Genomic DNA, 13,684 nt, shown 5'->3' with positions numbered 1-13,684 from the left:
GCCCCGCCACGCAAGGACAACCCGGCTAGCGGCTGCTGGTGAGCCGGCCGTTGGTCAGCTCGATCTGGCGGTGGCAGCGAGCCGCCACCTCGGGGTCATGGGTGCAGATGACCACGGTGGATCCCTTGTCGGCCAAGGCGAAAACCCGATCCAGCACCCGCTCCCGGGAGGCGTGATCGAGTTCGGCGGTGAGCTCGTCGGCCAGCAGTACCGCCGGCTCGATCACCAACGCCCGGGCGATCGCGACCCGTTGCTGCTGGCCGCCGGACAGCTGCTCGACCAGGTGGTCGGCGACCTCGTCCAGGCCGAGGACGGTCAGCACGTCCTCGGCGCGATCGAGAATGTCGTTGCGGTCCAAGCCCTGTCCCTGCAGCACGATCTCGACGTTCTCCGCGGCGCTGAGTACGCTGACCAGGCCGTAGCCCTGCAGCACCAGCCCGTAGCCCTCCGGAACGGTGCCGGCGAGCTGGGCGCCGGTCCTGGACACCGTTCCGCTGTCGGGGGGTTCGAGCCCGGCCAGCAGCGCCAGCAGGCTGGACTTTCCGCTGCCGGACGGCCCGGTGATGGCCAGCACCTCGTAGGGATAGGCGCTGACCGAGACGTCGTCGAGCACCGCCCGCCCGGCTCGTCGGTAGCCCACCCGGTCGGCGACCAGGGTCGGCGGCAGCTCGCGTGCTGAATGCCGGGCGGTCATCGGTAGCCGCCGAAGCGCTCGGGCTCGGAGCGGTCGGCGCCAGCCACCACCACGAACTCCACACCCGCGTGCTTGCGCACCACCCGTAGCTGGGAACCGGGTGGCAGGGTGGCCAGCACGTCCGGTGGCAACTGCACGGCGCCGCCGGCGTCGACCTGGACGAACTGCTGCCGCTGCTGATCGCGGTCATCGGCCCGTCCCTCGGTGATGGTGACGCTGCGCCCCATCGCCGCCGCGACCGCCGGGTCATGGGTCACCACCACCACCGTGGTGCCGAAGCTCGACGTGATCCGCGCCAGCAGCTCCCCGACCTTGTCGCGGTTGGCGGTGTCGAGCTGCGAGGTCGGCTCGTCGGCCAGCAGCAGCCCGGGGGAGCCGGCCATCGCCACCGCGACCGACAGCCGCTGCTGCTCGCCACCGGACAGCCGCGACACCCGCTGGCCACTCAGCTCCGACAACCCCAGGGCCGCCAGCAGCTCGGCCGGCGCCTGCAGGTCGACCCGCCGGTAGCCGCGCAGGGCGCGCTGGGCGAAGCTGATGTTCTGCTCGGCGGTGCCGTAGGGCAACAGGTTGCGCGACGGGTTCTGCACCACCACGCCGATCCGCTGGCCGCGCAGCCGCAGCAGCTCGGACTCGCTCATCACGGTGATGTCGTCGGCGCCCAGGTAGATCTGGCCGGAGCTGGGCCGCAGCAGGCCCGCCAGCAGGCTCAGCAGGGTCGACTTGCCCGATCCGGACGGCCCGAGCAGGGCGACCGACTCTCCAGCGGCCACGCTGAACTCGACGTTGTCCAGGGCGGTGACCTCTTCGCCGTCCAGCTCGTAGTAGTGGCTGAGGTGCTCGCAGTGGATCGCGAGGCCGGTCTGCAGGACGCGCCCGGTCATTCTGCCTCCCGCAGCCGGGACGGCGCCGCGGCCTGCATCAGCGCCCGGCCGGCCAGCACCGCGGTGATGCCCAGCAACAGCAGGAAGATCAGCGCGAACAGCGCGACGCCGGACACCGGCGGCAGGAAGTTGAGCGCGACCGGGGTGCGATCGGCGAACTGCGGGATCGAGGGCATCGCCCAGCGTGCGGCCAGGTAACCGGCCGGCACCCCCAGCAGCAGGGCGGCTCCCAGCAGCAGCAGCTGTTCGGAGATGCAGGCGCCCAGCAGCGTCCGGCGCTTGATCCCGACGGCGCGCAGCGAGGCCAGCTCGAAGGTCCGGCGGCGCCCCGTCGAGGCGATCGCGATGGCCGTGCCGCCCACCGCCAGGATCGAGCCTGCGATGGCGCAGACCACCAGCAGCCGCAGCGCCAGCGCCGGCCCCTGCCGGCCTAGCTCGCTGATCCGCCCGGCGGTGCTGGCGCCGGCCTCCACGACCAGCCCGGCGGCCCGCAGCCGGCTGATCGCGTCCGGCGGCGCCTGCGGCCCGAGCCAGATCGACCAGCTGGCCTCGGTGTCGAAGGCCGGCAGCTGCGCGCGCAGCGCGGGCAGGTCCACCAGGACGCCGGTGTCCAACACCGACGGCAGCACCGGCGGGCTGGCCACCACGTGGAACGGCGCGACCGTGCCGGTCTGGTCCGACATCCGCAGGTTCGACTGGCCGGCGGCGCCGGGAACGAGGCCGCCGGGGGAGGCCAGCACTGGCAGCGGCCGCGGGCTGTCGGCATGGGTGATGCCGGCCGAGCCGCCGCCCTGGCTGCTGTAGGTGTCCTGCAGGCCGCCCTCGGTGACGCTGAGGGTGTCCTCGGAGTTCCCCAGCTGGCTGGACCGCTCACGCCAGTTCCCGTCGGCGCCGAAGCCGGCGTCCAGCGGTTGCCAGCGGCCGTCGGCGAAGAACTCCAGCCGGCTCACCCGCACCGTGCCGGTCAACGGCCCGAAGGTGTCGATCGGGCGGTCCCAGGTGATGCCGGTCAGCGTGCACCCGTCCGAACAGCCGACCGCCGCGGTGTACTGGCGCGCGCCCAGCGCCAGCACGCCGGCCCGGGCGTTGATCGGCGGCCGGTTGGGCGCCCGCAGGTTGAGCAGCACGACCGGCCGGTTGCCGGGGCTCAACCGGGTGGCCTCGATGCTCACCCGCAGCCGCTCAGCGCGGACCTGCAACGGGGCCGGCAGGTTGGCCGGCCGCAGCGCCGCGGCTGCCTCGGCCGGCGCCGGGGTGGAGCCGCCGGAGTAGGCCACCGCGGCCAGCCGGCCGGCGTCCACCGCCAGCAGCCGGCCGGTGACCGACCCGCCGCCGTCGGGCAGCCAGGACGCGGTGGCCATCGCCCACCGGCCCTCCGGATCGGCCTGCCGGGTCGCCAGGACCGGGTCGTGCAGCGGCTCGAACTGCACCGGGGCCACCGAGTGGGCGCCCACCTCGACCCGCGCCCGGAGCTCGCGGTTGTGGCCGGCCACCCCCTCGCCGGCGATCGCGAAGGTGGCCAGGCCCACCGCGACCGCCAGCAGCGCCGCCAGCCGCAGCCCGGCCGGCCGGCGCACCACCTGCCGCGCCGCCAGGAACAGTCCGATCCGGCCGGAGCCACGGGTCATCGGCAGCAGCGGGCGCAGCGCCAGCGGCAGCAGCCGGATGCCCAGCAGGGCCACGGCGAACACCAGCAGCGCCGGCGCCAGCAGGGTCGCCGGGCGCGGCGTGCCGTCCCGTCCGGCCCGCTGCAGCAGCACCAGTCCGACGATCGCGACAGCGGCCAGCAGGATGTCCAGGACCAGCATCAGCGCGCTCGGCCGGTGGCCGGGCGTCCGCCGCCACTGCTCGAGCACCGGCCGGCGCAGGGTCCGGCGGCTGGCGGCGGCCGCGGCGGCCAGGCTGCCCGCCAGCGCCGCCGCCACCGCGACCGCGGTGCCCCGGGTGAAGCTGACCGGGGTGCCAGGGGCCAGCACGGTCGCCGCGAAGACCCGCACCGCCAGCCAGCCGCCGAGCAGCCCCAACGGCACGGCCATCGCCACCAGCAGCATCGGCTCGGCCAGCCCGAACCGGAGCGTGGCCGCCGGTCCGAGCCCGCGCAGCTTCGCCAGCGCGATCTCCGAGCCCTTGGCCTCGACCGCGTCAGCGATCACCTGGAACAGCACCAGCCAGGCCAGCACCGCCAGCTGCAGCGATACCAGCAGGGTGGACAGGTCGATCAGCCGCTGCTCGGCCTGGGCCGCGGCCAGCACCCCCAGGACGTCGGTGCTGAAGTCGTCTCCCGCGCCGGGTTCGGAGCGCAGCTGGGCGAGCGTGGTCAGGTCCGCCTTGAGGGCCGCGACGCCGGATGACCGGACCTGGTCCGGGGCGATCGGGTAATCGACCTGCACCTCCAGCCGGCTGGGGAGCAGCGTCGACAGCTCCGACCGGTGGACGAACAACCCGTCGACGGTGTTGGGGCCGTCCCCCTGGCCGAGGTGGGCGTTGAAGTAGCTGCGGCCCTGCCAGTACGGGTCGCTGGCGCTGCGCAGCCGGTAGGAGCCCACCACGGTGACCGCGACGTCGGGCTGATCGGACCCGTCGTCGACCCCGATGACCTGCGGCAGACCCGACAGCGCCAGCCGGGTGCCCAGCTTCCAGCCGTAGTACTCGTCCTGCAGGGTTCGCTCGCTGGCCAGCGCCTCGCCGGGCTTGGTGGGGCACCGGCCCCGGGTGAGCACGAAATGCGCGCAGGCGTTCTCGCGCCAGATCAGCCGGGTGATGGGGCCGATGTCGCCGATGGCCACCTGAGCCGGCGTGGAGGCCCGGATTCCGAGCACCGCGGCTACCACCGTGCTGGGATAGGCCTTGATGCTGCCCGGCTTCGGGCCGAGCGCCGCAGCCGCGGCAAGGTCGCCGTCGGTGGCGATGTCGCGGGTGAAGGTGAAGTGCAGCGCGGCGGCGCTGGCCGACTCGGTCAGCCGGTCGTGCAGCGTCGATTCGTCGGCGGCCCGGGCGTAGAGCGGGCCGAGCGAGCCGGCGCCGATGGTGATCGCGGCCACCAGCAGGGTCGCCGCCGACAGGCCCCGGCGCCACCACAGGGCACGCAGGAGCAGGGCCAGCCGACCGCTGCCGAAACTGCTGATGGGCGTCGCCTTCCTCACCGGCCGGGCCCAGCGACCGCTGGCGAGCCGGCCGGTCACGGAGCCCTGTCGTCGCCGCCCGGCACGGCCCGCCAGCGGGCGGGCGATGCCGGGACGGGCCGTCCGGTGCCATCACACACCCTTGCCGTACGAGCCGGTGGCCGGTCCTGCCGGGTAGTTATCCGACTGATGCCAATCGGAGTCCCGGGCGCGACGCGGGACGGCCGCTAGCGAGCGGCAACCGCGGCGCGGGAGACGCCGAAGCCGCCACGGGCGTCCCGGCCGAACCGGGTGATCTCTGCCGCCAGGTCCAGCGGCCGGATCGTCGCCGCCCGGTTGCGGTCCGCCTCGGTCAGCTGGTCGGCCGGGATCAGCCAGACCACCTCGAACTCCAGGCCGTCGGGGTCCCGGCCGTACAGCGACTTGGTGGTGCCGTGATCGGAGGCGCCGACCAGGGCGCCGGCCGCGGCCAGCTTGCCGGCCAGGTCCTCCAGGTCACCGAGGGTGTCGACCTCCCAGGCCAGGTGGTACAGCCCGACGGTGCTGCGGCCGGCAGCGGACGCGCCGGCCTGGCTGCCGAGCTGGAAGAGCCCCAGATCGTGGTCGTTGGTCGAGCCCGGCGCCCGCAGGAACGCAGCGCCCGGGATGCCGTCGCCGTTGGCGATGTAGTCGAAGCCGAATACGTCGCGGTAGAACGCCACGCTGGCGGCGACGTCCCGGACGTAGAGCACGGCGTGGTTCAACCGGAAAACTGACATGGCTGCCTCCTGGATGGGCTGTCTTCGATGATGCTATCCCAACCAAGTTGAGCGTTCAATCATTCCGTGTTTGAATTTCGTGAATTTATTGTGACGGAACTCATAAATGCAGGGAGAGCGACGCGAAACCTGAAGACATGGGAACTATTGGGGGATGCCGGCCCCGATAATTCGGTGAAAGCTCCCCAAACGCCCACCGGCTCGCAGGACTTTCGATAACTTGCGGGATTCTTGCGTTTCCCAGGGGTATACGAAGCGGGGCAGGTCCATTACCGTCCCGGTATCCAACAAATCCCGGCACTCGCCACCTTGCCAGTGCCGTCCTCTCTTGTCCTTATCCCGGAGACAGTGCATGCGCGCAGGCAATAAGGCTTTGATCAGTGGACTCACCACCTCGGCGCTGGTCGCCGGGGCGTGGCTGGCGGTACCCACCGCGGCCTGGGCCGGCGCGAGCGCTGGCGCTCCCGTCGTCATCAACGAGGTCTATGGCGGCGGCGGCAATGCCGGCGCCACCTACAAGCAGGACTTCATCGAGCTCTACAACCGAAGCGCCTCGTCGGTGAATCTTGCGGGTTGGTCCGTGCAGTATGCCTCCGCGGCCGGCACCTCGTGGGCGACCACGGCGCTGACCGGCACGCTGCCGGCCGGCACCCACTACGTGGTGCGCGAGGCCCAGGGCTCCGGCGGCACCACCGACGTCCCCTCCGACGTCACCGGCACCATCGCGATGGGCGGCACGGCCGGCAAGGTCGCGCTGGTCAACAGCACCTCCGCGCTGACCTGTGGCAGCGACTGCGACGGCAACGCCGCGGTGGTCGACTTCGTCGGCTTCGGCACCACGGCCAATGACTTCGCCGGCACCGGGCCCACCCCCGCGCCGAGCAACACCAACTCCGTCTCGCGCAACGCCAGCCACGACAACACCGCCAACAACGCCGCGGACTTCACCGCCGGCGCGCCGAGCCCGGTGGCCTGCGGGACCGCCTGCACCACGGTCACCCCGCCGCCGCCGACGGCAACCGAGAAGACCATCGCCGAGATCCAGGGCCCGGGAGCCGAGTCGCCGCTGGTGGGCGCCACCGTCACCACCAAGGGCATCGTCACCGCGGCCTACCCGACCGGTGGGTTCCGGGGCTACTACATCCAGACGCCGGGCACCGGCGGGCCGGTGGACCCGGCCACTGACACCACCTCCGACGGCATCTTCGTCTTCCAGTCCACCGGCGCCTTCCCGGCGGCCGTGGAGATCGGCAACTACGTCCAGGTCACCGGCGGGGTCGCCGAGTTCTTCGGGATGACCCAGTTGACCGTCGCCGCCGCTGACGTGGCGGACCTGGCCGACCCGCCCGCGGGCGTGACCGCCGCCACCACGACCAGCTGGCCCAAGACCAACGCCGCGCGTGAGTCGCTCGAGGGCATGCTCTACCGCCCGACCGGCGCCTACACCGTCACCAACACCTTCACCACCAACCAGTACGGCGAGGTCGGCCTGGCCTCGGGCACCAAGCCGCTGATGCAGCGGACCGAGGTCGAAGAGCCCGGCCCGGCAGCCTCCAGCGCCGTCGAGGCCGACAACGCGACCCGCGCCGTCACCCTGGACGACGGCTCCAGCACCAACTTCCTGGCCACCAGCGGCGGAGTGCTGGTCAACGGCGCCCTGACCCCGCCCTACGTCTCGCAGACCGCCCCGGTCCGGGTGGGCGCGCCGGTCACCTTCACCAGCGACGTCATCGTCGACTGGCGTAACAGCGCGTGGAAGTTCCAGCCCACCACCACGGTCACCGGCCCGGCCAACAGCAACTCCCCGGCCAGCTTCGTCAACACCCGCACCGCGGCGCCCGACGAGGCCGTGATCGGCAACGCCGACCTGAAGATCGCCTCGTTCAACGTGCTGAACTACTTCACCACCCTCGGCACCGACGACGCCAGCTGCACCTCGTTCAAGGACCGCGACGGCGATGGCGCCACGGTCAACGGCGGCTGCGACCAGCGCGGCGCCTGGGACTCCGAGGACCTCGCCCGTCAGCAGGTCAAGATCGTCGAGGCGATCAACGCCCTGGACGCCGACGTCGTCGGCCTGATGGAGATCGAGAACTCCGCCCGACTGGGCGAGACCGCCGACGAGGCGACCAACACCCTGGTGGCCGCGCTGAACGCCGACGCCGGCGCGGGCACCTGGGCTGCCAACCCGTCCTCGGCGGAGCTGCCGCCGGTGTCGCAGATGGACTTCATCACCAACGCCATCATCTACAAGCCGGCGGCGGTCAGCCGGGTCGGCGATGCCCGTGCCCTCGGCACGGCCAGCGCGGCCGGCGGCGCGTTCGACAACGCCCGCGAGCCGATCGCCCAGGTCTTCGCACCGGTGGCCGGCGGCGAGAAGTTCCTGTTCGTCGTCAACCACTTCAAGTCCAAGGGCTCGGCCGGTCCGTGGCCGGGTGACGCCGACACCGGTGACGGGCAGGGCGCGTCCAACGAGTCGCGGGTCCGCCAGGCCACCGCGCTGCGTGACTGGATCCCGACCGTGCTTCCGGCCACCGGCGCCAAGGCTGTCGTGCTTGCCGGTGACTTCAATTCCTACGCCAAGGAGGACCCGCTCGACGTCCTGGCCGCGGCCGGCTACACCAACGCCGAGCAGCACTTCGGCCACGGCGAGTACTCCTACTCCTTCTCGGGGCTGTCCGGCTCGCTGGACCACGTCCTGGTCAACGCCAACGCGTTGAAGCGGACGACCGGCGCCGACGTCTGGAACATCAACGCCGGTGAGTCGCTGGCGCTGGAGTACAGCCGCTGGAACTACCACGGCACCGACTTCCACGTCCCGGACGCCTACCGTTCCTCCGACCACGACCCGGTGGTCGTGGGCCTCACCGCGGGCTCGCCCGTCAAGACCGTGCAGGTGCTCGGCATCAACGACTTCCACGGCCGCATCCAGGCATCGGGCGTCGAGGCCGGGGCAGCTGTGCTGGCCGGCGCGGTGAAGCAGTTGCGCACCCAGTACCCCGACACGGTGTTCGCCGCTGCCGGTGACCTGATCGGCGCGTCCACCTTCGAGTCCTTCATCTCCAAGGACAAGCCGACGATCGACGCGCTGAACGAGGCGGGTCTTGAGGTCTCGGCGGTGGGCAACCACGAGTTCGACCAGGGTTACAACGACCTGATCAACCGGGTGATGGCTCCGTACAACGCCGAGACCAACCCGCACGGCGGCGCCGCATGGGAGTACCTGGGCGCGAACGTGCGGCATGCCGACGACCACTCGGCGGCGCTGCCCGAGACCTGGATCCAGGACTTCGACGGTGTCCAGGTCGGCTTCGTCGGCGCGGTCACCGACCACCTCAGCGAGCTTGTCTCCCCGGCCGGGATCGCCGGCCTGGAGATCGAGTCACCGGTGGTGGCTGCCAACCGGCACGCCAACGAGCTGAAGGCCGCGGGCGCCGAGATCGTGGTGCTGCTGGTCCATGAGGGCGCCGAGACCACCGCGCTGTCCTCGGCCACCAACCCGGCCACCGACTTCGGCAAGATCGTCACCGGCGTGAACGACAACGTCGACGCGATCGTGTCGGGCCACACCCACCTTGCCTACAACCACTCGATCACGGTTCCGGGCTGGGTCAGCGAGGGTCGTGCCGTCACGCAGCGGCCGGTGGTTTCGGCCGGTCAGTACGGCTACAACCTCAACCAGCTGCTGTTCACGGTGGACTCCGAGGGTGAGGTCACCGGGCTCCAGCAGAACATCCTGCCGCTGGTGAAGACGCCGGCCTACCCGACCGACGCTCCGACCAAGGCGATCGTCGACAAGGCGGTGGCTGACGCCGCCGTCCTCGGCGCCCAGCCGCTGGGTGAGATCACTGGTCCGTTCAACCGCGCCAAGACCTCTGCCGGCTCGGAGAACCGGGGCGGCGAGTCGACCCTGGGCAACCTGGTCGCCGAGGTGCAGCAGACCGCTACCGAAAGCGCGACCACCGGTGCGGCGCAGATCGCCTTCATGAACCCGGGCGGCCTGCGGGCGGACATGGTCGGCAGCAGCTCGACGTACCCGACCACGCTGACCTACAAGCAGGCGGCCAACGTCCAGCCGTTCGCCAACACGCTGGTCAACATGAAGCTGACCGGCGCGCAGGTCAAGGCGGCGCTGGAGCAGCAGTGGCAGCCGGCGGGCGCGGCGCGGCCGTTCCTGCGGCTGGGCATCTCCGAAGGATTCACCTACACCTACGACCCGCGGGCGGCGGCCGGCAGCCGGATCACCGCCATGTGGCTCAACGGCTCCGCGATCGACCCGGCGGCCAGCTACTCGGTGACGGTGAACTCCTTCCTGGCCTCCGGCGGTGACAACTTCGGGGCGTTCGCACAGGGCGTCAACAAGAAGGACACCGGGCAGACCGACCTGCAGGCGATGGTCGACTACATGGACACCCACACCCCGGTCTCGCCGGACTTCACCCAGCGCTCCGTCGGTGTGATGTTCCCGGCCGGCGCCCCGGCGTCCTACCTCCCGGGCGACCAGGTCAGCTTCGACCTGTCGTCGCTGGCCTTCAGCACCGCGCCCGACCTCAAGGACACCTCGGTGATCGTGAGCCTCGGAACCACCGAGCTGGGGACGTTCGCGGTGAACAACGCGCTGGGCACGGCGGTCACCGACGAGTACGGGACCGCCTCCGTCAGCTTCACCCTGCCGGCCGGACTGCCGTCCGGCCTGCAGAACCTGACGGTGAAGGGAGCTCAGACCGGCACCACGACCACGGTGCCGATCACGATCGACGAGCTCGTGACCACCACGACCACGCTCGCCGCCTCGGCGCCGTCGCAGACCTACGGCACCAGCACCCCGGCCACACTCACGGCGACCGTCGCCCAGAGCGACAACACCGCGCCCAGTGGCTCGGTGCGGTTCGAGACCGCCGGTGGCACGGTGCTGGCGACCGTTCCGGTGACCGCCGGAAAGGCCAGCTACCAGGTGCCGGCGACCACCCCGGCCGGGACGTTGCAGATCACCGCGACGTTCGTGCCGTCCGCTACCCGCGGAGTGGTCGGCTCCACCTCCGCGGCCGTCCAGTTCACGGTGAACAAGGCGGTCTCCACGACCGGCCTCACCGCGACGGGTGGCAAGGTGAAGGGCAGCAGCACCAAGTACCAGGTGCAGATGACCGCGACCGTCTCGCTGAACACCGGCACGCCGGCCGGGGGCACGGTGGCCTTCTACCTCAACGGTGTCCTCGTCGGACAGGCGCAGGTGGGAGCAGGTGGCACGGCTTCCTTCACCGCTCCGGCGGCGAAGGGGCAGGCACAGGTCCGGGCGCAGTTCACCCCGACTGACACCGCCAACCACCTGGGTTCGACCAGCCCTACCCTCACGGTGAATGTGAAGTAACACCCAGCTAGCTACAGCGGAAGGGCCCGGCGAGGAGACATCCCCGCCGGGCCCTTCTCGTATCTGCGGGTCGTGCGGGTGGTTTCGGAGCGCCGGGTCAGGGCGATCGATGGCCCGCTTGCAGGGCGACTCGCCGGCAGCCACCCTGCTCCGCGGCCAACGATCGGGCAGCTGACAGCGCACGAACAGCCCGGGACCAGCTGGTCCCGGGCTGTCTGTGCGTGCGATGCGCTGGCCGCTATTTCGTGTTGGCCAGCCGCTGGATCAGCGCGTCGACCGCGCCGGGCGCCTGCGGCGCCACGAACACCTGCAACTGGATGGTCAGCTGCATGCCCCGCTTGGAGGCGTCACCGGTCAGCTGGGTGCCCGACACCAGCGCGGCGCGCCGACCCGGGCCCTGCACGGCCGCCAGGAACCGAAGGTCGTTGACCGCCGATCCCTTGACCACCACGGTGAGCGGCAGTGCGTACAGCTGCCCGGCCGGCGATGCCTTGGGGGCGCCGGCAGCCGGCGGGGTCTTGCTGGCCGAACCGGCGGCAGGCGCGGCAGCCGCAGCCCCAGCCGCAGCCGGAGCGGGCGTGGCCGAGGTCAGCGCCGCTGGGTCACCCGCGGTGATGCCGCTGATGACGACCCCGTACTCGGTGGCGTACGCGCTGAGCTGACGGGTGAACTCAGCCAGGCCGGTGGTCACCGGAAGGGCAGTACGGGCCTGGCGCAGCGAGGCGACCAGGGCGTCCATGTTGGAGTTGTCGGCCTGCAGCCGATGGATCTTCGATTGCAGGCTGATGTTCTGGGTCTGCGACGCGACGGTCTGTTCGTCGAGCGAGGAGGCGTTGGACAGCTCCGGGCTCACCACCATGAACCAGGCCAGCGCCGAGATCACCACGCCGGCCACGGCGCCGCCGGCCAGCCACACCCGATCGCCCTTCATGCCACTCATCACTTGCCTCCGGTCTTGGACGAGACGTCGTAACGGTGGGAGAACAGCCTGTCGTCGATGGAGAACTGGACCGTGAACAGGGTGCCCTTTTCGTTCGTCGTGTTCGACGTCGGATAGGGATCGATGAAGCCCGGCAGGGCACTGAGCCGGTCGACCAGGGTCGAGACATCAGACACCCGGGCTGCCTGACCGGTGATGCTGATCAGGCCGATGTGCGGCCGGCCGGAGGTGTCCAGCGTCCCGCTGCCGGTGGCCTGGCCGGCCGTGGCCTTCGCGCCCTCCGGCGCGGACATGGTCACCGCCAGCTGGCTGATGCTGGCGCGGGCCGGCAGCCGGGTGATGATCGCGGCCATCAGCACCGGCATGTCGACGTCGGTGGCCAGCAGCTGGGACAGCTCGGTACGGACACCGGCGACGCTGCCCTGCAGCAGGGTGACGTCGGCATAGCGCTTCTGCTGCGCCAGCAGCTGCGACGTCCGGCTCTGCTCGGCGGCCAAGGCATCGGCGGCCTGCTGGCTGCGGTACCAGGCAAGGCCGTAACCCACGCCGGCCATCAGCACCAGCACGCACAGCGCGTACGCCACCAGCTTGCGGACGGCGCGCACTCGCCGGGCGTGCAGCACCTCGGGCGGAATGAGGTTGGCGACTATGCCCCAACCCGGCATCGTGCTCCACAGCTCACGTGGCTGCATGGTGGTCATGCCGCGGCTCCCATCGCCAGTCCTACCGACACCGCGGTGGCTGATCGCTCCGCGTCCTCGTTCCGAAGCTCTTTCGATGCCAGCCGGTTGCGCACGTGCTGCATCGGAGCGACCACGTTGGCCGGAATCCCCAGATGCTCGCCCAGCAGGGCGGCCAGGCCGGGCAGCGCCGCTCCACCGCCGGTGAGCGACAGCCGCTCCACCGGGACGCTGTCCTCGGTCGTGCCGAAGTAGTGGATGGAGCCCCGGACCTCGGCCAGCAGTGGCCGGATCCCCTCGTTCAGCGCATCGATGAAGTTCCGGTTCGTGGCCTGCAGGCCCTGCAGCCGCTTGGCCGACTCAGCCTGTTCCAGGTCCAGACCGACCCGGTCGACGATCCGGTCGGTGAGCTCCTGGCCGCCGCGTGCGACCGCGCGAACCACCCGGGGCACGCCGTGGCGGTGGATGATGATGTTCGTCATGTGAGCGCCGATGTCGATGATCGCTTCGACGCCCTGCTGCTCATCAGCGATCGCCCGCAGCGCTGCGAAGGAGGAGAGGTCGACCCGGGCCACCTGCAGCCCGGCGCTCTCGATGGCCTGCACGGCGGCGACCACCGGATGCCGGGGCGTTGCGATCAGCAGCCCCGGCACCATGCCGGTGGCGTCGGCCTCACCGAGGGGCAGCCAGTCGATCAGCGCCTGGTCCAGCGGCAGCGGCACCACCTCGCGGGCCTGGTAGGGCAGCGCCTTCATCAGCTGGTCATGAGGAAGCTTCGGCATGGGGAGGTCACGCACCACGGTCTGCTGGTTGGTGATGCCGAGGATCACGTTGCGGCATTCGAAGTGGTTCTGCGACCACAGCTGCCGCAGCGCGCCGGTCACCATGTGCTGGTTGCAGACGACGCCGTTGAGCACGGCGCCGGGCGGCAGCTCGACGTGGCCGCAGCCGTGCACGCTCACCGACGGGCGGCCATCGGTGGTGCCGTGCGACAGGATCGCAGCGCGTACCGAGGTCGCGCCGATGTCGACGCCGATCGCGTGACCGTCAGGGTTGACGATGCCGATTTTGGGGTTGACGATCTGGCGGTGTTTCATCGGGTCTCCTGGAGGGCAGCGGAGGGTGAAGGGAGGGCCGGGCTCAGAGCCCGGTGAGCCTGAGGTAGCCGTCGAGGATCGGCTGGGCGAGGTACAGCGCCAGCGCCGCGCCGGCGAGCATGAACGGTCCGAACGGCAGCG

The 13,684-nt window shown here is 71.2% G+C and carries 8 protein-coding genes; 1 reads left to right on the top strand and 7 read right to left on the bottom strand.

Annotation, left to right across the window (positions count from 1 at the left end; genetic code table 11):
- Positions 1-25 precede the first annotated feature (25 nt).
- From VF612_RS03610 to VF612_RS03595, 4 genes are all read right to left on the bottom strand, one after another.
- Entirely contained in the window at positions 26-694 is a 669-nt protein-coding gene (locus VF612_RS03610; protein ID WP_408658481.1) for an ABC transporter ATP-binding protein, read from the bottom strand.
- A complete protein-coding gene (locus VF612_RS03605; RefSeq protein WP_408658480.1) occupies positions 691-1,578 on the bottom strand; it encodes an ABC transporter ATP-binding protein in 888 nt (295 codons plus the stop codon). The genes VF612_RS03610 and VF612_RS03605 overlap by 4 nt, the downstream gene beginning before the upstream one ends.
- Complete coding sequence (locus VF612_RS03600; protein WP_408658479.1) at positions 1,575-4,760, bottom strand: FtsX-like permease family protein; 3,186 nt, start codon at positions 4,758-4,760, stop codon at positions 1,575-1,577. The genes VF612_RS03605 and VF612_RS03600 overlap by 4 nt, the downstream gene beginning before the upstream one ends.
- A 167-nt stretch (positions 4,761-4,927) precedes the next feature.
- A complete protein-coding gene (locus VF612_RS03595; protein WP_408658478.1) occupies positions 4,928-5,458 on the bottom strand; it encodes a VOC family protein in 531 nt (176 codons plus the stop codon).
- Positions 5,459-5,810: 352 nt separating this feature from the next.
- Here VF612_RS03595 and VF612_RS03590 point away from each other — a divergent pair, with 352 nt between their 5' ends.
- Complete coding sequence (locus VF612_RS03590; protein WP_408658477.1) at positions 5,811-10,826, top strand: ExeM/NucH family extracellular endonuclease; 5,016 nt, start codon at positions 5,811-5,813, stop codon at positions 10,824-10,826.
- A 238-nt stretch (positions 10,827-11,064) separates the two neighbouring features.
- Here the strand turns inward: VF612_RS03590 and VF612_RS03585 are convergent, their stop codons facing one another.
- From VF612_RS03585 to pilM, 3 genes are read right to left on the bottom strand one after another with little or no spacing between them, the layout of a single operon-like run.
- Complete coding sequence (locus VF612_RS03585; protein ID WP_408658476.1) at positions 11,065-11,766, bottom strand: hypothetical protein; 702 nt, start codon at positions 11,764-11,766, stop codon at positions 11,065-11,067.
- Positions 11,766-12,467: a PilN domain-containing protein gene (locus VF612_RS03580; protein WP_408658475.1), complete on the bottom strand. Its 702-nt coding sequence runs from the start codon at positions 12,465-12,467 to the stop codon at positions 11,766-11,768. Before VF612_RS03580 ends, VF612_RS03585 begins: the two co-directional genes overlap by 1 nt.
- Entirely contained in the window at positions 12,464-13,543 is a 1,080-nt protein-coding gene (gene pilM / locus VF612_RS03575; RefSeq protein WP_408658474.1) for a type IV pilus assembly protein PilM, read from the bottom strand. Before pilM ends, VF612_RS03580 begins: the two co-directional genes overlap by 4 nt.
- Between the last annotated feature and the right edge of the window lie 141 nt (positions 13,544-13,684).

The sequence above is a fragment of the Jatrophihabitans sp. genome (assembly GCF_036388195.1).
GTDB lineage: Bacteria > Actinomycetota > Actinomycetes > Mycobacteriales > Jatrophihabitantaceae > Jatrophihabitans_A.
Note: the sequence above shows the minus strand (reverse complement) of the source record. Positions and strands in the feature narration are given on the sequence as shown.